Below are 19,644 nucleotides of genomic sequence, written 5' to 3' on the forward strand. Positions count from 1 at the left end.
ATGGTAGGCGGGCGATGCGCGGGACGGTCGGGCGGCCGGCTGGTGCCCGGCCGCGAAGGCAGGCCGGACGGGGCTGCGCCGCGTACGGCGGGGCCGGAACGGCGGCCGCACGATCGCCATTCCGGTCAACTGTAATCGTCGGCACCGGCACAGTAACGGTACAATCGGCGCGGTAGCCTTCGGTACAGTTGGAGCCGCCGCCCATGTCCACCGTCCCACTCGCCCAGATTCCCGCGCCGCACGATACGGCCACGCTCACGCTCGTCGACCAGCTCGTCCAGTGGGCGCGGCGCCGCATCGACGAACGCGTATTCCGGCCCGGCATGCGGATGCCGTCGATCCGCAAGCTCGCGCTCGACAAGAGCGTGTCGCGCTTCACCGTGGTGGAAGCGTACGAACGGCTCGTCGCGCAGGGCTACCTCGACTCGCGGCGCGGCTCGGGTTTTTACGTGCGCGAGCGCACGGCCACCGGCCCGCTGCCGGCCGACAACGTGGTGCGCGTGGCCGAGGCCGCGCCGGTGCACAACACGATCGACGTGGTCTGGCTGCTGCGCAACATGCTGCATACCGCCAGCCCGGAAAAAGGGCCGGGTCTCGGCTACCTGCCGGGCCGCTGGCTCGACGGCGAGCTGATCACCGGTGCGCTGCGCGCGCTCGGGCGCCAGTCCGGCGCGCAGATGCTCGGTTTCGGCACCGCGCAGGGTTTCCTGCCGCTGCGCCAGCAGCTGCAGACGCGGCTCGCGGAAGTCGAGATCGGCGCGAAGCCCGAGCAGCTCGTGATGGTGTCGGGCATCACGCAGGCGATCGACTTGATCTCGCGGATCTACGTGCGGCCCGGCGATGCGGTGATCGTCGGCGATCCCGCGTGGTTCCAGATGTTCGGCCGCTTCGCGTCGCAGGGCGCGCAACTGGTCGGGATGCCCTATACGCCCGACGGCCCCGATCTCGACGCGCTGGAAACGCTCGTGCAGATGTGGCGGCCGAAGATGCTCGTGATCAATTCGGTGCTGCAGAACCCGACCGGCACGTCGCTGTCGGCCGCGCAGGCGTTCCGGATCCTGAAGCTCGCGGAGGCGTACGACTTCCTCGTCGTCGAGGACGACGTGTACGGCGACCTGTGCCCGCCGAGCTATTCGGCCACGCGGCTCGCGAGCCTCGACCAGTTGAAGCGCGTGATCTACCTGGGCAGCTATTCGAAGACGCTCGCGGCGAATTTGCGGGTCGGCTATGTCGCCTGCGCGCCGGAGATCGCGAAGGCGGTCACCGACCAGAAGATGCTGGTCGGGATGACGACGCCGGAGCTCAACGAGCGCGTGTTGTACAAGATCCTGACCGAAGGGCACTACCGGCGCCACGTCGAGCGGCTGCGCGCGCGGCTCGACGGCGTGCGCGACAAGACCGCGCGGATGCTCGAGCGTACCGGGCTGCGGCTCTTCACGATGCCGGCGGCCGGGATGTTCCTGTGGGCCGACACGGGCGTTGATTCGGATGCGCTCGCGGCCGCCGCGCACGAGGAAGGCTTCCTGCTGACGCCGGGAAGCCTGTTCTCGCCGCAGCAGTCGTCGTCGACATGGACGCGCTTCAATGTCGCGAACTGCGGCGATCCGGCGCTGCCGGGGTTTCTCGCGCGCTATATCGAATCGGCGGCGCGGCGCGCGTCGTGACGGCGGGCGGCACGCCGCCCCTTGAAATCCGCTCGCCCGTCCCCAGATACCCGCGCAAACCGCCTGCGCCAGGCGGTCGTCCTTGACGGGCCCGCCGGCATCGCGCGCCGGCGCACCCGCGCTACACCATTCAAGTTCAAGTAAGAGGAAACAGCATCCATGGCACACGAAACGATGAGCTTTCAGGCAGAGGTCAAGCAACTCCTCCACCTGATGATTCATTCGCTCTACAGCAACAAGGAAATCTTCCTGCGCGAACTGGTGTCGAACGCGTCCGACGCGGCCGACAAGCTGCGTTTCGAAGGGCTCGCGGACAACGCGCTGTACGAGAACGATCCGAACCTGCGCATCCGCATCGGCTTCGACAAGGCGGCACGCACGATCACGATCGAGGACAACGGCATCGGCATGAGCCGCGACGAGGCGATCGCGAACCTCGGCACGATCGCGCGTTCGGGCACCAAGGAATTCTTCACGAAGCTGTCCGGCGACCAGCAGAAGGACGCGGCGCTGATCGGCCAGTTCGGCGTCGGCTTCTACTCGGGCTTCATCGTCGCGGACAAGATCACCGTCGAGACGCGCCGTGCGGGCCTGCCGGCGAACGAAGCCGTGCGCTGGGAAAGCGCGGGCGAGGGCGATTTCACGATCGACGCGATCGAGCGCGCGCAGCGCGGCACGAAGATCACGCTGCACCTGCGCGAAGGCGAGGACGAGCTGCTGTCGTCGCACCGCCTGAAGTCGATCATCCAGAAGTACTCCGATCACATCGCGCTGCCGATCCTGATGCAGAAGGAAGAGTGGGATCAGGAAAAGGGCGAGATGGTCCTGAAGGACGAGGACGAGACGGTCAACCAGGCGAGCGCGCTGTGGACGCGTTCGAAGAGCGACGTCACCGACGAGCAGTACACGCAGTTCTACCAGCACATCGCGCACGACCACCAGGATCCGCTCACGTGGACCCACAACCGCGTCGAGGGCCGCAGCGAATACACGCAGCTGCTGTTCGTGCCGGCGCACGCGCCGTTCGACCTGTGGAACCGCGACTACCGCGGCGGCCTGAAGCTGTACGTGAAGCGCGTGTTCATCATGGACGACGCCGAGCAGCTGCTGCCGCAATACCTGCGCTTCGTGAAGGGCGTCGTCGATTCGGCCGACCTGCCGCTCAACGTATCGCGTGAAATCCTGCAGGAAAGCCGCGACGTGAAGGCGATCCGCGAAGGCGTAACCAAGCGCGCGCTGTCGATGCTCGAAGAGCTCGCGAACGCGGAAGAGGATGCCGGCAAGGAGAAGTACAAGACGTTCTGGAGCGCGTTCGGCCAGGTGCTGAAGGAAGGCCTCGGCGAGGATCACGCGAACCGCGAGCGCATCGCGAAGCTGCTGCGCTTCGCATCGACGCACGGCGACACCGACGCGCAGGACGTGTCGCTCGCCGACTACGTGTCGCGCATGAAGCCCGAGCAGAGCAAGATCTACTACGTGACCGCCGATACGTGGCAGGCCGCGAAGAACAGCCCGCACCTGGAAGTGTTCCGCAAGAAGGGGGTCGAGGTGCTGCTGCTGACCGATCGCGTCGACGAATGGATGCTGTCGTTCCTGCACGAGTTCGACGGCAAGCCGCTCGCGAGCGTGGCGCGCGGCGATCTCGACCTCGGCGAGCTGAACGACGAGGAAAAGAAGGCGCAGGAGCAGGCGGGCGAGGCGATCAAGCCGGTCGTCGAGAAGATGAAGGAAGCGCTCGGCGACAAGGTGAAGGAAGTGCGCGTCACGTTCCGCCTGACCGATTCGCCGTCGTGCCTCGTCGCCGACGACAACGACATGAGCGGCTATCTGCAGCGGATGCTGAAGGCGGCCGGCCAGAACGCGCCGGCGATGCAGCCGATCCTCGAGATCAATCCGGAGCACGCGCTCGTGAAGCAGTTGAACGCCGACAGCGCCAACTTCGGCGACTGGTGCCATCTGCTGTTCGACCAGGCATTGCTGGCCGAGGGCGGGATGCTCGACGATCCGGCGAGCTTCGTGAAGCGGACCAACGCGCTGCTGCTGTCGCGCAGCGCGTGAACGCGCGGATGCGATTCGACGGCGCACGGGCGGGCTGGCGCGACACGCCCCGGCCCGGCTGCACGCTCGACCAGCGCGACTGGCTGACGCGCGGCGGTTCGCTGACCGCGCATCTCGCGCGGCTCGGTAGCGTGAGCGTGCGCGTGACGCGCGAGGCCGTCGACTGTCCGTGGTTCGACGAGCCGGACGCGCTCGACAGTGCGCCGCGCGCGCCGATGTGGGTGCGCGAGGTGATCCTGTCGGTCGACGGCACGCCGTACGTCGCCGCGCACAGCATCGCGCCGCTCGCGGCCAGCAAGGGCGTGTGGCAGGCGATGCGGCGGCTGCGCACGCGGCCGCTCGCGGAGCTGCTGTACAGCGATCCGCAGGTCGAGCGCTCCGCGCTCGTCAGCCGGCGCGTGATCGCCGGTCATCCGCTGTATGCGCTCGCGAGCCATGCGCTCGGCGCGGGCGTGCGCGCGCCGCATGCGTTCGCCGCGCGGCGCTCGGTGTTCCAGCGGCGCGGCAAGCCGCTGATGGTCACCGAATGCATGTTGCCCGCGCTGTGGCGCCATCTCGATGCGCACGGCGACGGGCCGCGCTCCGTCGGACCGCGCGGAGCAGCGTGATGCTGCAAGGCTTTCCGCCGGTCGTCGGTCCGCATACGCATACGATGATTCTCGGCAGCTTTCCGGGCGAGGCGTCGCTCGATGCCGCGCAGTACTACGCGCATCCGCGCAACCAGTTCTGGCGGTTGCTCGGTGCGGTGCTCGGCGAACCCGGGCTGCACGAACTCGTGTATGACGCGCGGCTCGAACGCGTGCTTGCGCACGGCATCGGCATCTGGGACGTGCTCGATGCATGCCATCGCAAAGGCAGTCTCGATTCGGCGATCCGGAATGCGAAGCCGAACGACTTTGCTTCGTTGCGCGAGCATGCGCCGTTGCTGAAGAAAGTCTGCTTCAACGGCAAGACGGCAGGGCGGTTTGCCGATGTGATCGGCGCGGCGGGTTATGAAACGCTCGTGTTGCCTTCGTCGAGTCCGGCGAATGCGACGTTGTCGTTCGAACAGAAACTGGTGCTCTGGCGCGCCCTTCGCACCTGAGGCGCGCCGGATTCCGAGGATTCGGTGAAGCGGTATCAGGTGGGCGGCGGCAGGTGCCTGGCGCCCCTGGCCGCGGCAATGCGACCTTGTGCTGCGACGAGTTGGTCGTCGGTGGTCGCCACCAGCCACAGACGTGCGTGCTCCTCGATCCGGCGGTTGTGGTCCTTCAACGGACCCATCGCGGCAGCGGCCTTCCAGACCACCGGGCCGATTCGGCTACTCCTGCCCGACGGCGCGCCTACCAGCAGGCAGTAAGGTCCCAGCGGAAGCGATACGAACGGAAGTGCCGGACTGGCGCTCACGCGCCAGTCGATGAACGGTGTGTCGCTGATCAGCAGCGGCATAGGCAAGCCGTAGAGCACACTGAAATCGTACAGCGCCAGCTGCTCTCGCATGGCGACGTAAATTCGACGGATGTCGTCGACAATCGCCGCGCGGATCTCGTCGTCGAACATGGCTTCCTGCGCGTAGCGGGCAAATGCCTGTCGAGCCTCCCGTTGATACGCGCTGAACAGGCCGATCTCCACGCAGTCCTGCACCGCGCGCTGAACCTCCGCTACAGAACCGGCTTCCCCTGGCGTGCCCAGTTGCGCAGCCCGCAAAAAGCGGGCAAGTCCTTCCTCGTGGATCGCAGGACCCTCCGCGGATGCGTCGTCGTCAGGGTTCTTGCCCAGCGGCACGTAGATATATTTCTCGGCAGCGAAATGCGATTTCTTGCCTGCATCGAACTTGATTTCGCCATCGACGCAGTCGAGATAGCGCGTCCCGATTCGGCCGTGCTCCCAAACCCAATTCTTCAGGAACGGACGGAGTGGATGCAGTCTGTCGTGATCGGCCATCGCAACCTCCAGGTTTCCGTGTATGAGCCATTCCGGCAACGCGCCGCACCCTCCGCGCCGTCGCAGGGGCCCGCACTACAACGCGAGCGTGCCCAGCTCCTCATAAGTACGATGCAGCCAGACCTTGACGCGCTGCCGCTCCAGCAAGCCGAGCCCCGTGGCGGCGCGGTCGGGATGATTGACCGCCGCCCAGAAGCTCGCGCTTTGACGATCGATCTTCTGCATCGTCGTGTCGGGCAGGCGGCGCAGCGTAATCACGCTGGCGCCGAGGGCCTCGGCCCGCTCGCGTTCGCCGGACGCCTCCAGAATCTCGAAGCGATCGCCGCGGACTTCATTCAGTACCAGCACCAGCCTGATGCGTCCACCGAATTCGTCGAGCCAATGCCGCAGCAGATCGACCGAATCGCGTCCGGTGTCCATCACGTGCCACCACGTCAACGTGAGGCCGTGTTCTTCGGCAAAATCCAGCACGTCCGAATCGTCGAGCCATCTTGCGAGCGACTGCCGCGTCTGGGCCGCGAGGTCGACCAGTATGCGCCGCTGCGGATCTTCGAGCGCCGATTCCATGACCGGATCGAGGCTGTCATGCTGGTCGAGCACGGCAGGCGCGGCAAAATCGGCATAGAACCGCAGTAGCGCGCCGTGCGATCGGTCGGTATCGAAGCCCATGAAGGGCACGCTCCGATCGATGAAATACTGGGCCAGCACACGGGCGGCGAGCGATTTGCCGACGCCGCCTTTTTCCCCGCCGATGAAGTGGATGTGACTCATGATTACGAAATCCCGTGTGATGGAGCCGGTATGGCCGGAACGGATGTTGGCAGGCTTCGATGACGTTACGGCGTAACAGGTCACGTCGAAAGAAAATGCAGGTGCGACAGCAGCATGCTGTCTGTTCGACGCCGATGTCAAACTGAACAAAATGGCAGCGCCAGCATGCGCCTTCGCTGAAGCGTGAACCTAGAAGCGCTCGACGCGCACCTCGACCGAATCCTTGGGCACGGTCAGCAGCGTGCGGTCGAGCAGGGCATCCGCGGGCGCGGTGGCGTCCGGGCTCAACGGCCTCACTTTGTTGAACACCACGGAAAAACGCTCCGGCGTGACGGTGGCTGACGCATAGCCCTGTGCGTCGTGGTCGGCGTGGCGCAGATCGGGGTTGTTCGTCGTCAGGAAGGTGTCGAGTTTGGCCGGGGTGGAGGCCAGCGATGCAAACGGCGTGCCGCTCCATGCGGCTTTCAGGTAGGAATAGAAGGACGCGCTGCTGATGCCTGCGCAGACGAAGTCGACGGCCACGGGCGTGCCTTTTGCAGGGTCGGGGTCGTCCCGCACGACGCCGCACTGAAACGCATGCAGGTCCCCGCTGATCGCGACGACGTTGCGGATTCCCTGCTCGTTCAGGTATGAGAGCAGCTCGCGTTTGTGCGCCGGATAGCCGTCCCATGCGTCGCAATCGATCACGAGGCGTGCCGCCGGTGTCTGCGGCGCGCCTGGCATCACGGCCCACAGGCGATTCAACATCACCTCGTTGCCCCACACCTTCCAGGTCGCGGGCGAACCCTTCATCGTGGCCTTCCACCATTGCGTCTGCTCCGGGCCGAGCATCGACGGCGCGCGACCAAGCTGCGCGGTAGCCTGCGCCTCCAGGCGCTGCAGCACACCCTGGTTGACGAAGTAGCGCGAGCCGGCTGCGTCGTCGCCGTTGACCGGGTCGTGCCCGCGTGCACGCGCGACAGACGCCTCGCTGACGACATGGTCGTCGCGATACAGCCGCTCGTCCGTCATCACGAGATGCATCAGCGTGCCGAAGCGAAATTCGCGATAGATACGAATGTTGGTGTACGACGGATTGTCCGGTTCGAAGCGCACGTCGCTCCAGTCCACCGGCATGTACTCCGCCCACGCGCGACTGGCGTTGCGGCGGCGCTGCGTCTCCTGCCTTTCCTCGTTGGTGTAGACCTGGTGATCCTGCCAGCAGTCGTCGGAAAACTCGTGGTCGTCCCATATCGCGATCATCGGCAGGCGCTGGTGCAGCGTCTGCAAGCGCGCGTCGGTACGATAGGTTCGATAGAGCGTCCGATAGTCTTCGAGCGTATCGGCATACACGCGGCCATCGGCGAGCGGCTTTCCGTCAGGCAGGCGCAGCGGCGGGTGCGCCGCCTCGACGGCGCCGGGTTTCGAGGTCCCAACCGTCTCATAGATGTAATCGCCCACATGCACGACGAAATCGAGATCGCTTTCGGCTGCCAGCAGGCTCATGGCTTGCCAGTGATTGATGCTCCAGTCCTGGCAGGTGAGCCATGCGAAGCGAACGCGGTGGTTGGCCTCGTCGGCATCGGGAGCCGTGCGCGCGACGCCGGTGGCACTCACGTCGCCGCCGGCGACGAACCGGTAGTGGTACGTGAGATTCGGTGCGAGCTGCGTTACCTTCGCGCGCACGGTGAAGTCATAGGTGGCGTGTGCTCCCAACGGTACGCTGGCGACGAGCGTCGAGAAATCCGGCCGCGTCGATACTTCGAGTCGTAACGGGATCGTGTGCGCGACGCCTTTCGCGCGGTGCCGCGCGTTCTCGGCGACGGGCACGCAGCGCGTCCAGAACACGACGGAGCGATCGCGCGGATCACCGCTGGCGACGCCTTGCGGGAACCGATACCGGCCCTTGCGCGCGGTGCCGGCAGATCGGGCCGACAGCGGAACGACGAGCGTACCGGTGGCTGCCGCAACCGTGAAAAAGGTCGACGACTTGAGGAAATGGCGGCGATCCATCGATCCTCCCGATCGACATACCAAGGATGCCAGGAGAGGAGCGTCGCGACGCAGCAGTACGCGATCGCGTCGCTCGTCCTGCAATCCGGAACATCGGCACGACGTTGCCGTCAGGCGGCGAATACGACTTCGATATGCCCTTCGACTTCGGACTGACGGTCAGGCCCGACGACGATCTGTACGTCGCGTCCGAGCTTCGCCAGACATTCCAGCATCTTCGTTTCGCTCACGCCGCGAAACTGCCCGCGCAGCATGTTCGACAGCTTCGGCTGCGTCATGCCGAGCAGCCGGGCCGCCTGCTGCTGCGTCCATTTGCGCGCCTTGATGATCTCCGCGATCTTGGCGGCGAGTTGAGCCTTCACGCGCATTTCGTCGGCATCGCGCATGCCCAGATCAGCGTAGACGTTCCCGCTGCCCGGTTCGATTTCGATCATCGTCTTGCTCCTTGTGCGTGTGCTTCGGCTGCTTTCAGGCGTGCGCGGACGAGATCGCCGTCCGGCTTCGGCGTCGCGATGCCGCACGATGATTTCTTCTGGAAGCAGTGCAGCACGTAGACGCTGCTCCCGAGCTTCACCGTGTAGACGGCGCGGTATGTGCCGTTGTCTTCCGATTCCACGATCTCGAGCACGCCGGCCGATCCGAACCCTCGCAACGGTTTCGCCTGCTCGTGCTTGCGTCCGGTCTGCGCCAGATACAGCGCATAACCGAACGTGTCCTGCACGGCTTCGGGCATCGCTTTGAGGTCCTTGCGCGCCGAGCCGAGCCAATACAGCGGTTTGATGTACGGATCCATCGATGAATTTATCCCTATTTGGGTATATTTTCAAGGTGCGCGCAGGAACCCGGTGCGACCGTTCGCATGCGGTGTGAGGGCGGGCAGGCTGGAGGTGAACGCCGACGGGCGATGCCGGCTCGGCACCGCGGTGCGTGTTGACGAAGGCGAGCGCGCGCGTGATCTTCCGGCCGATGGCCGTTCCTTCACATCTTTGCGTCGCGGGGAGACCGGGGCAATTCAGCCGTTCGACAGAGGGCGATCGCTTTGGGTCGATGACGGCGGGAAGCGGGTTGTTCGTTGCCGAAGAACGGCGATCGTACGTGCGTGCGTGTCGCGCCGGACGATCAATCGTCCTTGCCCCATCGCCACCCGGGCTTCTCGCCCTTGAGCCAGCAAACGGCGGTCAGCAGCGCGACCAGTACCACGATGCAGGCACCGTATGCGATCGGCGATTGGTGCGGCGGCACCAGCCACGCGCTCGCGATGATCCCGGTCGCGAACAGCAGCAGCACGACCCAACCTTGCCACGCGACAGGCAAACCCCATCCCCAGCCGTAGCGCTTCGCGGGAAACCAGATCTTCTTGCCGTTCGAGGTCATGCGTCCTCCTTCGATCAATGAACGCGGCGTAGCGCCAACGGCGCGGTGAAGTCGTGCATCACCAGGCGTTCGGTACGGTTCCCGCTGCCACCAATGCTATCCTCTCGTCCGCTCATCCAGCGTCACCCAGCGAGATTCAATCATGACCCGACTGATCAAGCGCGCGTCCGCCGAGGCGCGCGCGTTCAAAAAACGCAAGCCGTCCGCCTACAACGGCTCCGAACAGCTCCAGCCGCCGCGCGTGAAGCGCCGCCCGGAGATCGACGAACACGACGACGTGCCCGTCCTCGACGCACCGCGCAAGCCGCGCTTCGCGCCCGTCACGTTCTCGGAAGAGCGCGGCGTGCGCTTCCTGCACTTCGGTACCGAATGGGTGCAGGGCGCGATGCGGATTTCGAAGCCGCTCGCCATCGAGCTCGAATACGCGCAGCAGATGATGGCGTGGCTGCTGTTCCTCGAAACGCCCGAGCGGATCGTCCAGCTCGGGCTCGGCACCGGCGCGCTGACGAAGTTCTCGCACCGCTTCCTGCCGCACGCGAAGGTCGAGGCCGTCGAACTGAACCCGGCGGTGATCGTCGCCGCACGCACGATGTTCGCGCTGCCGCCCGACGACGCACGCCTCGTCGTGCACGAAGCCGACGCGTGGGACTTCGTCAACGATCCGGCCAACCGCGGCACGACGGGCGCACTGCAGATCGACCTGTACGACGCGACCGCACGCGGCCCGGTGCTCGACAGCGTCGCGTTCTACCGCGCGGTGCGCGGCTGCCTCGCCGACGCGGGCATCGCGACGATCAACCTGTTCGGCGACCATCCGAGCTTCGTGCGCAACATGAAGCACCTGAACGCGGCGTTCGACCATCGCGTGATCGCGCTGCCGGAAGTGCACGACGGCAACCGGATCGCGATCGCGTTCTCGGGCCCCGCGCTCGACGTGTCGTTCGCGCAACTGGAAGCGCGCGCGAAACTGATCGAGGACACGCTGAAGCTGCCCGCGCGCAAGTGGATGAAAGCTTTGAAAGAAACGATCGGCGCACGCGAATCCTCGTTCGCGATCTGACGCTCATGCGCCGGCCGCATGCCGGTGCAACCGCATGACTGGGGGCGGATCACCTCGGGTTCGCCCCCGCTTGACCGCGCGTTCGCGGCTCCTATACTGGCGCGAAGCCAGGGGAGCCGCAGCTTACCCGTTTTGCCGCTCCTCTCGCCGCCGCACCCGCTTGACAAGATCGATAACCGGGAAAGATGAGGAGACGTCATGGCTCACGATGCCGACGCCAATCGGGCCGCCAAGCGCTGGCTCTGGCTGCTGGTACTGCCGCTGATCGCGATGGTGTGGGTACCGTCGTACAGCAAGATCGAACCGCAATGGTTCGGATTTCCGTTCTTCTACTGGTACCAGCTCCTTTGGGTCTTCATTAGCGCGGTGATTACCGCGTTCGTCTATTTCAAGACCAAGAACGCGTGGAAGGCGAGCGGCCCGCAGGGAGGTGCGCGATGAATCTCGGCGCGACCTTCGTTTTCGTGCTCCTGTTCATCGGTGTCACGATCATCGGTTTCCTGGCCGCCAACTGGCGGCGCGGCGATCTCGCCCATCTCGACGAATGGGGCCTCGGCGGCCGCCGCTTCGGCACGATCGTCACGTGGTTCCTGCTCGGCGGCGACCTCTACACGGCCTATACGTTCGTCGCGGTGCCCGCGCTCGTGTTCGGCGCCGGCGCGATGGGCTTCTTCGCGCTGCCGTACACGATCCTGATCTACCCGTTCGCGTTCGTCGTGTTCCCGAAGCTGTGGAGCATCGCGAAGCGTCACGGCTACGTGACGGCCGCCGACTTCGTGAACGCACGCTACGGCAGCCGGATGCTCGCGCTCGCGATCGCGGTGACGGGCATCCTTGCGACGATGCCCTACATCGCGCTGCAGCTCGTCGGCATCGAAGTCGTGATCGGCGCGCTCGGCTTCGACACGACGGGCTTCGTCGGCGACCTGCCGCTGATCATCGCGTTCGCGATCCTCGCCGCATACACGTACACGTCGGGGCTGCGCGCGCCCGCGATGATCGCGATCGTGAAGGACATCCTGATCTACATCACGATCGCCGCGGCGGTCATCGTGATCCCGGCGAAGCTTGGCGGCTTCGGCCACATCTTCGCGAGCGTGCCGCCCGCGAAGCTGCTGCTGAAGGCACCGGACGCGGCGAGCCTGAACGGCTACAGCGCGTACGTGACGCTCGCGATCGGCTCGGCGCTCGCGCTGTTCCTGTATCCGCACTCGGTCACGGCGATCCTGTCGTCGTCGTCCGGCAACTCGATCCGCCGCAACATGGCGATGCTGCCCGCGTACTCGTTCGTGCTCGGCTTGCTCGCGCTGCTCGGCTACATGGCGCTTGCGGCGGGCGTGAAGGACATGCCGCAGTACGCGCCGTACTTCAAGGCGTTCGGCCCGAACTTCGCGGTGCCCGCGCTGTTCCTCGAGTATTTCCCGTCGTGGTTCGTCGGCGTCGCGTTCGCGGCGATCGGCATCGGCGCGCTGGTGCCGGCGGCGATCATGTCGATCGCGGCCGCGAACCTCTATACGCGCAACATCCACCGCGAGTTCATCAACCGCGACATGACGCACGACCAGGAGACGCACGTCGCGAAGCTCACGTCGCTGATCGTGAAGGTCGGCGCGGTCGCGTTCATCCTCGGGCTGCCGCTCACCTATGCGATCCAGCTGCAGCTGCTCGGCGGGATCTGGATCATCCAGACGCTGCCCGCGATCGTGCTCGGCCTGTACACGCGGCTGCTCGACCATCGCGGCCTGCTGGCCGGCTGGGCGGCAGGCATCGTGTGCGGCACGTGGATGGCGGTGTCGCTGAAGCTCGCGAGCTCGATCTTCACGATCCACCTGTTCGGCCTCGCGATTCCCGGCTACGCGGCCGTGTGGTCGCTGGTCGTGAACCTGGTGGTGGCGGTGGCGGTGAGCGTGCTGGTGCGCGCGATGGGCATGGCGCATGCGGAGGATCGCACGCGGCCGGAGGATTATCTCGACGTCGTCGAGGGTTGATGCGGGCGGCGCGGTCGCGCGTCGCGGGCCGCGCATCGCGCAGCGGCAACGACGCCCGTCACTGCGAAGTGGCGGGCGTTTTCGCGGGTGTCAGCCCTGCGCGCGTTTCACGAGATCCTCGCGTTGCGACAGGTCTTCGACGTTGACCATCCAGTGCACGCCGAAACGGTCCTTCGCCATCCCGAAGCCGAGCGCCCAGAACGTCTTGCCGAACGGCATCGTCACTTCGCCGCCGTCGGCGAGCGCATTGAACAGCTTCTGGCCTTCCTCGACCGTCGCCGGGTTCAGCGACAGCGAATAGCCGGCGTGCGTGCCGCCCGGCTGGCTGCAGTCGCCGTCCGAGCACATGATCATCGAGTCGCCGATCATGAAGCTCGCATGCATCACCTTGTCGGCCATCTCGGGCGTGATCGCGTGTTCGGGATTCGGCGGCGCATCCTTGAAGCGCATCTTGAACATCGTCTTCGCGCCGAGCGCCTTTTCGTAGAACTGAAGGGCCTCTTCCGCGCGGCCGTAGAACGTCAGATACGGTTGGACTTGCATCGTTGTCTCCTGTTGACCGGGCCGGCGTGTCGGTGCCGGCGCGGGTACTTCTAAGATTGACCGGGAAGAGCACGCCGGGATGCGGCCGGCGCACTCGTGACGTGGATTGTAGTGCGCGCGTCTGACGATGGAATGAAAAATAAAAACGGCCGCGAACACGCGGTTCGCGGCCGTTCGTCACGCTGCTGACGGCTGTTGTCAGGGTTGCTGACAGTTCAACTGACGGGCCGTCACGTCAGGTGCGGCGTGGTTCAGCGCAGCCCGTCGATCAGCTTTTCGAGCTTCACCGCATCGGCGGCGAACACGCGGATGCCTTCGGACAGCTTTTCGGTCGCCATCGCTTCGTCGTTCAGCTGGAAGCGGAACGACGCCTCGTCGATCGCGACGCGCTCGGTCGGCTTGTCCTGCAGTGCGTCCGGCGACAGCTTGCGCGCCACCGTTTCGGTGCTGTCGTGCAGCTTCTGCAGCAAATCGGGGCTGATCGTCAGCAGGTCGCAGCCCGCGAGCTCGGTGATCTGGCTCGTCGTGCGGAAGCTCGCGCCCATCACTTCGGTGTTGTAGCCGAACGTCTTGTAGTAGGTGTAGATGCGGCGCACCGACTGCACGCCCGGATCGTTCGCACCGCCGTTCTTCGCTTCATCCCAGTCGGCGCCGGCCTGCTTCTTGTACCAGTCGTAGATGCGGCCGACGAACGGCGAGATCAGTTGCGCGCCGGCTTCCGCGCACGCGGCGGCCTGCACGAGCGAGAAAAGCAGGGTCATGTTGCACTTGATCCCTTCCTTCTGCAGCACCTCGGCCGCGCGAATGCCTTCCCACGTCGATGCGAGCTTGATCAGGATGCGCTCGCGGCCGACGCCGGCGGCTTCGTACAGTGCGATGAGTTCGCGACCCTTGTCGATCGAGCGCTGCGTGTCGAACGACAGGCGCGCATCGACCTCGGTCGACACGCGGCCCGGAATCAGCTTCAGGATCTCGGTGCCGAATGCGATCAGCAGGCGGTCGATGATGAAATCGGTGCTTTCGTTGCGATGATCGCGGACGGTTTTCTCGAGGATCGGCTTGTACGCGTCCTTCTGGACGGCCTTCAGGATCAGCGACGGGTTCGTGGTCGCATCCTGCGGCTTGTATTGCGCAAGCTGCTGGAAATCGCCCGTGTCGGCGACGACGGTCGTGTACTGCTTCAGCTGGTCGAGTGCGGTAGTCATGGCGATTCGGAAGAAGGGCGCGGCGCGCCGGGTTCTCACGGGCCGCGCGAGCGCGGCGGCGAAGCGAGGCGGCGCCGGGCGCCGCCTTCGATCCATCATTTTAGGCCCGATTCGTGTCGGGCACGTTTTGGCGGGTCCGGCGCCTGCCGTGGCGGGCGTCGCGCCGCATCACGCGGGGCGCCGCGCGTTCAGGATCACCTGCGTGACGATCCCCGCGACGAGGCCCCAGAACGCCGAGCCGATCGACAACAGCGTCAGACCCGACGCGGTGACCATGAACGTGACGAGCGCGGCTTCGCGCTGCTTCACGTCCTGCATCGCGTTCGCGAGCCCGCTCATGATCGAGCCGAACAGCGCGAGCGCGGCGACCGACACGACGAGCGCCTTCGGCAGTGCCGCGAACAGCGCGGCGATCGTCGCGCCGAAGATCCCGGCGATCAGGTAGAACGTGCCGCACCACACGGCGGCCGTGTAGCGCTTCGCGTGATCCTCGTGCGCTTCGGGGCCCGTGCAGATCGCCGCGGTGATCGCCGCGAGGTTCACGCCGTGCGAGCCGAACGGCGCGAGCAGCAGCGACGCGAGGCCGGTGGACGCGATCAGCGGCGACGACGGGGTCGAATAGCCGTCCGCGCGCAGCACCGCGATGCCCGGCACGTTCTGCGACGCCATCGCGACGACGAACAGCGGAATGCCGATGCTGACGATCGACGCGATCGAGAACGCGGGCATCGTGAACACGGGTTGCGCGAGCGCGATGTGGAAGCGGCTGAAGTCGAGCAGGCCGAGGCCGCCGGCCGCCACGGTGCCGACGAGCAGCGTCGTGACGATCGCGTAGCGCGGCGCGAGCCGCTTGACGATCAGGTAGGTGAAGAACATCGCGAGCACGAGCGCGGTCTGGAACTGCGCGGCGCGGAAGATCTCGATGCCGATCTCGAACAGGATGCCCGCGAGCAGGGCGGCGGCGATGCCGGCCGGAATGCGCCGCATCAGCGTGTCGAACAGCCCGCTCAGGCCGACCGCGGTCAGCAGCAGTGCGCACACGACGAACGCGCCGATCGCCTCGGGATACGGTACGCCGGGCAGCGACGCGATCAGCAGCGCGGCGCCGGGCGTCGACCACGCGACCACGACGGGCGCGCGAAAGCGCAGCGACAGGCCGATCGTCGTCAGCGCCATGCCGATCGACAGCGCCCAGATCCACGACGAGATCTGCGCGTCGGTCAGGTGCGCGGCGCGGCCGGCCTGGAACATCAGCACGAGCGAGCTCGTGTAGCCCGTCATCATCGCGACGAAGCCGGCGACGAGCGCCGAGACGGACGTATCGGTGAAAAAGCGGCGGCCGCCGGCGCGGCCAGCGCTCGCGGTGGGCGAAGGGTTCATGCTATCTCCGGGGGAGGCCGCCTGGACGCGGCCTTCGTGTCTGCAGGGTGGGTTCGTTACTTGCTGAGTGCGCGCATCGCGGTTTCGAGGCCCGCGAGCGTGAGCGGGTACATGCGCTGACCGAGCACGTCGCGAATGATCGAGACCGATTGCCGGTATTCCCATAGCCGCTCGGGCTCCGGGTTCAGCCATGCATGGTGGGGGAACTGGTCGGCGAGGCGGCGCAGCCAGACGGCGCCGGCTTCCGGATTGTTGTATTCGACCGAGCCGCCGGGCTGCAGCACCTCGTACGGGCTCATCGTCGCGTCGCCGACGAAGATCAGCTTGTAGTCGGGCGTGAACTTGTGCAGCACGTCCCACGTCGCGGTGCGCTCCGCGTGACGGCGGCGGTTGTTCTTCCACAGGTGGTCGTACACGCAGTTGTGGAAGTAGTAGAACTCCAGGTGCTTGAACTCGGCCTTCGCGGCCGAGAACAGCTCCTCGGTGCGCTTGATGTGGTCGTCCATCGAGCCGCCGACGTCGAGCAGCATCAGCACCTTCACGTTGTTGTGGCGCTCGGGCACCATCCGCAGGTCGAGCCAGCCGGCGTTCGCGGCCGTGCTGCGGATCGTGCCGGGCAGGTCGAGCTCCTCGGCCGCGCCTTCGCGCGCGAAGCGGCGCAGGCGCCGCAGCGCGACCTTGATGTTGCGCGTGCCGATCTCGACGGAATCGTCGTAGTCGCGATAGGCGCGCGCTTCCCACACCTTGACCGCGGTGCGGTTGCCGTTCGACGGGCCGCCGATGCGCATGCCTTCGGGGTTGTAGCCGCCGTGCCCGAACGGCGACGTGCCGCCGGTGCCGATCCACTTGTTGCCGCCTTCGTGGCGTTCCTTCTGCTCGTCGAGCAGTTCCTTCAGGCGCTCCATCAGCTTGTCGAGGCCGCCCATCGCTTCGATCTGCGCCTTTTCCTCCGGCGACAGCTCGCGCTGGAGGCGTTTCTCGAGCCAGTCGAGCGGAACGTCGAACGCGTCGGAAGGCAGGGCGGACACGCCGTGGAAATACGCGCCGAACGCCTGGTCGAACTTGTCGAAGTACTGCTCGTCCTTGACGAGCGTCATCCGCGCGAGGAAGTAGAACGCGTCGATCGACGGCGAGATCAGCCCGGCCTTCAGCGATTCGAGCAGCGTCAGGTATTCCTTCACCGAGACGGGCAGCTTGGCTGCGCGCAGCGCGTAGAAGAAATTGAGCAGCATGGCCGGGCCTTCGCGGTGGGTTACCGGTTGTGCCGGTTCATGTAGACGAGCCGCTCGAGCAGGCTCAGGTCCTGCTCGTTCTTCAGCAGCGCGCCCGCGAGCGGCGGCACGATCTGCTTCGCGTCGACGCCGCGCAGCGCGTCGGCCGGGATGTTCTCGGCGAGCAGCAGCTTCAGCCAGTCGAGCAGCTCGGACGTCGACGGCTTCTTCTTCAGCCCCGACACGGCGCGCAGCTCGAAGAAGCTCTCGAGCGCCGCGCGCAGCAGTTCCTCGCGGATGTCCGGGAAGTGGACCGCGACGATCTGCTGCATCGTCGACGGATCGGGAAACTGGATGTAGTGGAAGAAGCAGCGGCGCAGGAATGCGTCGGGCAGCTCCTTCTCGTTGTTCGACGTGATGATCACGAGCGGGCGGTGCTTCGCGCGCACGGTCTCGCGCGTCTCGTACACGTGGAATTCCATCCGGTCGAGCTCGCGCAGCAGGTCGTTCGGGAATTCGATGTCGGCCTTGTCGATCTCGTCGATCAGCAGCACGCTCGGGCGCTCGGCGTCGAACGCCTGCCACAGCACGCCCTTCACGATGTAGTTCGCGATGTCCTTCACGCGCGCGTCGCCGAGCTGCGAGTCGCGCAGCCGCGACACCGCGTCGTATTCGTACAGGCCCTGCTGCGCCTTCGTCGTCGACTTGATGTGCCACTGCAACAGCGGCATGTCGAGCGCGGCCGCCACTTCCTCGGCGAGCATGGTCTTGCCGGTGCCGGGCTCGCCCTTGATCAGCAGCGGGCGCTGCAGCGTCAGCGCGGCATTGACCGCGAGCTTCAGGTCGTCGGTGGCGACGTAGTGCGAGGATCCTTCGAAACGCATGGCGGCGCTCTTTCCTGGTCGCAAAAAAACCCAGTATAAGTCAGAAGGGCTGTCCGGTTGGGCCGGGGCCGCGTATCGTTGCGGGGCTGCGGCGGGGCGGACCGGGGCGCCGTATGGACGCATTCCCCGCCGACGCGGTACAATCTGGCCGTTTTTTTTGGCCTGCGTGGCGACCGACAAGCAAAACGGCGCGGGCCGTTGCCGCTTCGGCGCCAGTTTCCCCTCAAGCTAGGTTACAAGAGCTATGAACAAATTCGTCGGCAAACACGTCGTTGTCGCAGCGCTCGTGGCGCTCGCGGGCAGCGCGCAGGCGGCCGGTGTGGTCGGCAACCCGAAGGACGGGGCAAGCAAGGCCGCCATGTGTATCGGTTGCCACGGCATCCAGGATTACCGCGCGGCGTATCCGGAGGTCTACCGGGTGCCCGTCCTCGGCGGCCAGAACCAGCAATACCTCGAGAACGCGCTGAAGGCCTACCGCAAGAAAGATCGTCACTTCCCGTCGATGAACGCGATCGCCGGTTCGCTGACGGACCAGGACATCGCGGATCTGGCGGCTTACTACGCCGTCCAGAAGGCCGACACGAAGGACAATCCCTACAAGTAAAGCGCGCGCCGCCGATCTGACCGGCGGGACAGGAGCATTCATGAACAACGCATTCAAGACGGCGGCGGTTGCACTGGCGGCCGGCCTCGCGATCGGTACCGCGCATGCGGCGGACATCACGAAGGGCAAGGAGCTGGTCGAGTCGCACAACTGCGCGGCCTGCCACGGCGCGCAGCTGAACAAGCCGATCAACGCAGAATATCCGCGCCTCGCGGGCCAGCACGCCGACTACCTCGTGTGGGCGATGCGCCAGTACCAGATGGGGCTGACGAACCCGCTGCTCGGTCGCAACAACGCGATCATGCAGGCGCAGGTGCAGAACCTGTCGGTCAGCGACATGAAGGACATCGCGGCCTACATCGAGTCGCTGAAAGAGACGGATCTCGTCTTCAAGAAGTAAGCGCGTCGGACCTTGCCGGTCCGTGCAGCCGGAATACCCCGCCGCGGCGGGGTATTTTTTTGTCCGCGGCGCTCAGTCGCGCGACGCGCGGCGCAGGATGCGCTGCAGGTACGCGTCCGTATCGGGCGGCGTGCCGGTGCGCTGCGCTTCCCAGATCGTCTCGCCGAGGCACTCCATGATCATGTGCTGCGCCTCGTGGGTCGAGTCGAGCTTCGCGGCCAGCTTGTCGTGCGCGGCGCGGATGCCGGGCGGCTGGTCGATCGACAACTGCTCGCTGATCGCGAGGTGCATCGACAGATGCAGGAACGGGTTCGTGCGGCCTTCCTCGGGCGTGTAGTTGCGCGCGGCGGCGCCGTCGGCGTCCGCGAGGTCGTCGTGGTATTCCGGATGCTCGACGATCCAGTCGGCTGCCATCGCTTCCAGCGGCGTCAGGATCTCGCCGGCGCGCTGCTTGCGCCAGGTCTCGGTGAAAAAGCGACGGACTTCGTCGCGACTCGGATTGAACATGGTGGGGAAACGTCGTGATTCGGGCGGCGTCATGCCGCGTCGCGCATTGTACGCCGGGTCGGCGTGCGGCGCTGGCCGCC

21 protein-coding genes are annotated in these 19,644 nt (G+C 66.0%); 9 read left to right on the top strand and 12 right to left on the bottom strand.

The window, feature by feature from the left end:
* The first annotated feature begins 203 nt into the window (after positions 1-203).
* The 4 genes from PL79_RS16575 to PL79_RS16590 all read left to right on the top strand — a co-directional run bounded on the left by PL79_RS16575 (position 204) and on the right by PL79_RS16590 (position 4,806).
* Entirely contained in the window at positions 204-1,664 is a 1,461-nt protein-coding gene (locus PL79_RS16575) for an aminotransferase-like domain-containing protein (protein WP_044846430.1), read from the top strand.
* Between the two features lie 159 nt (positions 1,665-1,823).
* Positions 1,824-3,722, top strand: a complete 1,899-nt coding sequence (htpG, locus tag PL79_RS16580; protein WP_044846431.1) for a molecular chaperone HtpG — start codon at positions 1,824-1,826, stop codon at positions 3,720-3,722.
* 8 nt (positions 3,723-3,730) lie between these two features.
* A complete protein-coding gene (locus tag PL79_RS16585; RefSeq protein ID WP_044846453.1) occupies positions 3,731-4,330 on the top strand; it encodes a chorismate--pyruvate lyase family protein in 600 nt (199 codons plus the stop codon).
* The gene (locus tag PL79_RS16590) at positions 4,330-4,806 is read left to right on the top strand and encodes a DNA-deoxyinosine glycosylase (protein WP_044846432.1); all 477 of its coding nucleotides are present in this window, start codon (positions 4,330-4,332) and stop codon (positions 4,804-4,806) included. The genes PL79_RS16585 and PL79_RS16590 overlap by 1 nt, the downstream gene beginning before the upstream one ends.
* A 35-nt stretch (positions 4,807-4,841) precedes the next feature.
* Here the strand turns inward: PL79_RS16590 and PL79_RS16595 are convergent, their stop codons facing one another.
* The 6 genes from PL79_RS16595 to PL79_RS16620 all read right to left on the bottom strand — a co-directional run bounded on the left by PL79_RS16595 (position 4,842) and on the right by PL79_RS16620 (position 9,782).
* A complete protein-coding gene (locus tag PL79_RS16595) occupies positions 4,842-5,645 on the bottom strand; it encodes a hypothetical protein (RefSeq protein WP_044846433.1) in 804 nt (267 codons plus the stop codon).
* A gap of 75 nt (positions 5,646-5,720) precedes the next feature.
* Positions 5,721-6,416, bottom strand: a complete 696-nt coding sequence (locus PL79_RS16600) for a mobilization protein (RefSeq protein ID WP_039319584.1) — start codon at positions 6,414-6,416, stop codon at positions 5,721-5,723.
* A gap of 189 nt (positions 6,417-6,605) precedes the next feature.
* Positions 6,606-8,408, bottom strand: a complete 1,803-nt coding sequence (locus tag PL79_RS16605) for an alkaline phosphatase D family protein (RefSeq protein WP_044846434.1) — start codon at positions 8,406-8,408, stop codon at positions 6,606-6,608.
* Between the two features lie 110 nt (positions 8,409-8,518).
* Positions 8,519-8,842 carry a helix-turn-helix domain-containing protein gene (locus PL79_RS16610; RefSeq protein WP_039319579.1) on the bottom strand — a complete coding sequence of 108 codons (324 nt, stop codon included), beginning with the start codon at positions 8,840-8,842 and terminating at the stop codon, positions 8,519-8,521.
* Positions 8,839-9,201, bottom strand: a complete 363-nt coding sequence (locus tag PL79_RS16615) for a type II toxin-antitoxin system RelE/ParE family toxin (RefSeq protein WP_044846435.1) — start codon at positions 9,199-9,201, stop codon at positions 8,839-8,841. Before PL79_RS16615 ends, PL79_RS16610 begins: the two co-directional genes overlap by 4 nt.
* A gap of 326 nt (positions 9,202-9,527) precedes the next feature.
* A complete protein-coding gene (locus tag PL79_RS16620) occupies positions 9,528-9,782 on the bottom strand; it encodes a hypothetical protein (RefSeq protein WP_044846436.1) in 255 nt (84 codons plus the stop codon).
* A gap of 142 nt (positions 9,783-9,924) precedes the next feature.
* Here PL79_RS16620 and PL79_RS16625 point away from each other — a divergent pair, with 142 nt between their 5' ends.
* The 3 genes from PL79_RS16625 (at position 9,925) to mctP (ending at position 12,830) form a co-directional block, all read left to right on the top strand.
* On the top strand, positions 9,925-10,842 hold the full coding sequence (locus PL79_RS16625) for a spermidine synthase (protein ID WP_044846437.1): 918 nt from the start codon (positions 9,925-9,927) through the stop codon (positions 10,840-10,842).
* Positions 10,843-11,040: 198 nt separating this feature from the next.
* The gene (locus tag PL79_RS16630) at positions 11,041-11,283 is read left to right on the top strand and encodes a DUF3311 domain-containing protein (protein WP_011657556.1); all 243 of its coding nucleotides are present in this window, start codon (positions 11,041-11,043) and stop codon (positions 11,281-11,283) included.
* Positions 11,280-12,830 carry a monocarboxylate uptake permease MctP gene (gene mctP / locus PL79_RS16635; RefSeq protein ID WP_044846438.1) on the top strand — a complete coding sequence of 517 codons (1,551 nt, stop codon included), beginning with the start codon at positions 11,280-11,282 and terminating at the stop codon, positions 12,828-12,830. Before PL79_RS16630 ends, mctP begins: the two co-directional genes overlap by 4 nt.
* Before the next feature lie 90 nt (positions 12,831-12,920).
* Here mctP and PL79_RS16640 read toward each other — a convergent pair whose 3' ends face one another.
* From PL79_RS16640 to PL79_RS16660, 5 genes are all read right to left on the bottom strand, one after another.
* Positions 12,921-13,373 carry a VOC family protein gene (locus PL79_RS16640; RefSeq protein ID WP_044846439.1) on the bottom strand — a complete coding sequence of 151 codons (453 nt, stop codon included), beginning with the start codon at positions 13,371-13,373 and terminating at the stop codon, positions 12,921-12,923.
* 251 nt (positions 13,374-13,624) lie between these two features.
* Positions 13,625-14,578, bottom strand: a complete 954-nt coding sequence (gene tal, locus PL79_RS16645) for a transaldolase (protein ID WP_044846440.1) — start codon at positions 14,576-14,578, stop codon at positions 13,625-13,627.
* A gap of 168 nt (positions 14,579-14,746) precedes the next feature.
* Positions 14,747-15,958, bottom strand: a complete 1,212-nt coding sequence (locus PL79_RS16650; protein WP_044846441.1) for a benzoate/H(+) symporter BenE family transporter — start codon at positions 15,956-15,958, stop codon at positions 14,747-14,749.
* A gap of 56 nt (positions 15,959-16,014) precedes the next feature.
* Positions 16,015-17,190, bottom strand: coding sequence for a vWA domain-containing protein (locus PL79_RS16655; RefSeq protein ID WP_044846442.1), 1,176 nt, complete (start codon positions 17,188-17,190; stop codon positions 16,015-16,017).
* A gap of 20 nt (positions 17,191-17,210) precedes the next feature.
* The gene (locus tag PL79_RS16660; protein ID WP_044846443.1) at positions 17,211-18,053 is read right to left on the bottom strand and encodes an AAA family ATPase; all 843 of its coding nucleotides are present in this window, start codon (positions 18,051-18,053) and stop codon (positions 17,211-17,213) included.
* Between the two features lie 244 nt (positions 18,054-18,297).
* Here PL79_RS16660 and PL79_RS16665 point away from each other — a divergent pair, with 244 nt between their 5' ends.
* Positions 18,298-18,657, top strand: a complete 360-nt coding sequence (locus tag PL79_RS16665; protein ID WP_011352793.1) for a c-type cytochrome — start codon at positions 18,298-18,300, stop codon at positions 18,655-18,657.
* A gap of 40 nt (positions 18,658-18,697) precedes the next feature.
* A complete protein-coding gene (locus PL79_RS16670; protein WP_044846444.1) occupies positions 18,698-19,057 on the top strand; it encodes a c-type cytochrome in 360 nt (119 codons plus the stop codon).
* A gap of 72 nt (positions 19,058-19,129) precedes the next feature.
* Here PL79_RS16670 and PL79_RS16675 read toward each other — a convergent pair whose 3' ends face one another.
* On the bottom strand, positions 19,130-19,597 hold the full coding sequence (locus PL79_RS16675; RefSeq protein ID WP_374692714.1) for a DUF1841 family protein: 468 nt from the start codon (positions 19,595-19,597) through the stop codon (positions 19,130-19,132).
* Positions 19,598-19,644: the final 47 nt, after the last annotated feature.

Source organism: Burkholderia sp. USMB20, from assembly GCF_000949135.2.
Lineage (GTDB): Bacteria > Pseudomonadota > Gammaproteobacteria > Burkholderiales > Burkholderiaceae > Burkholderia.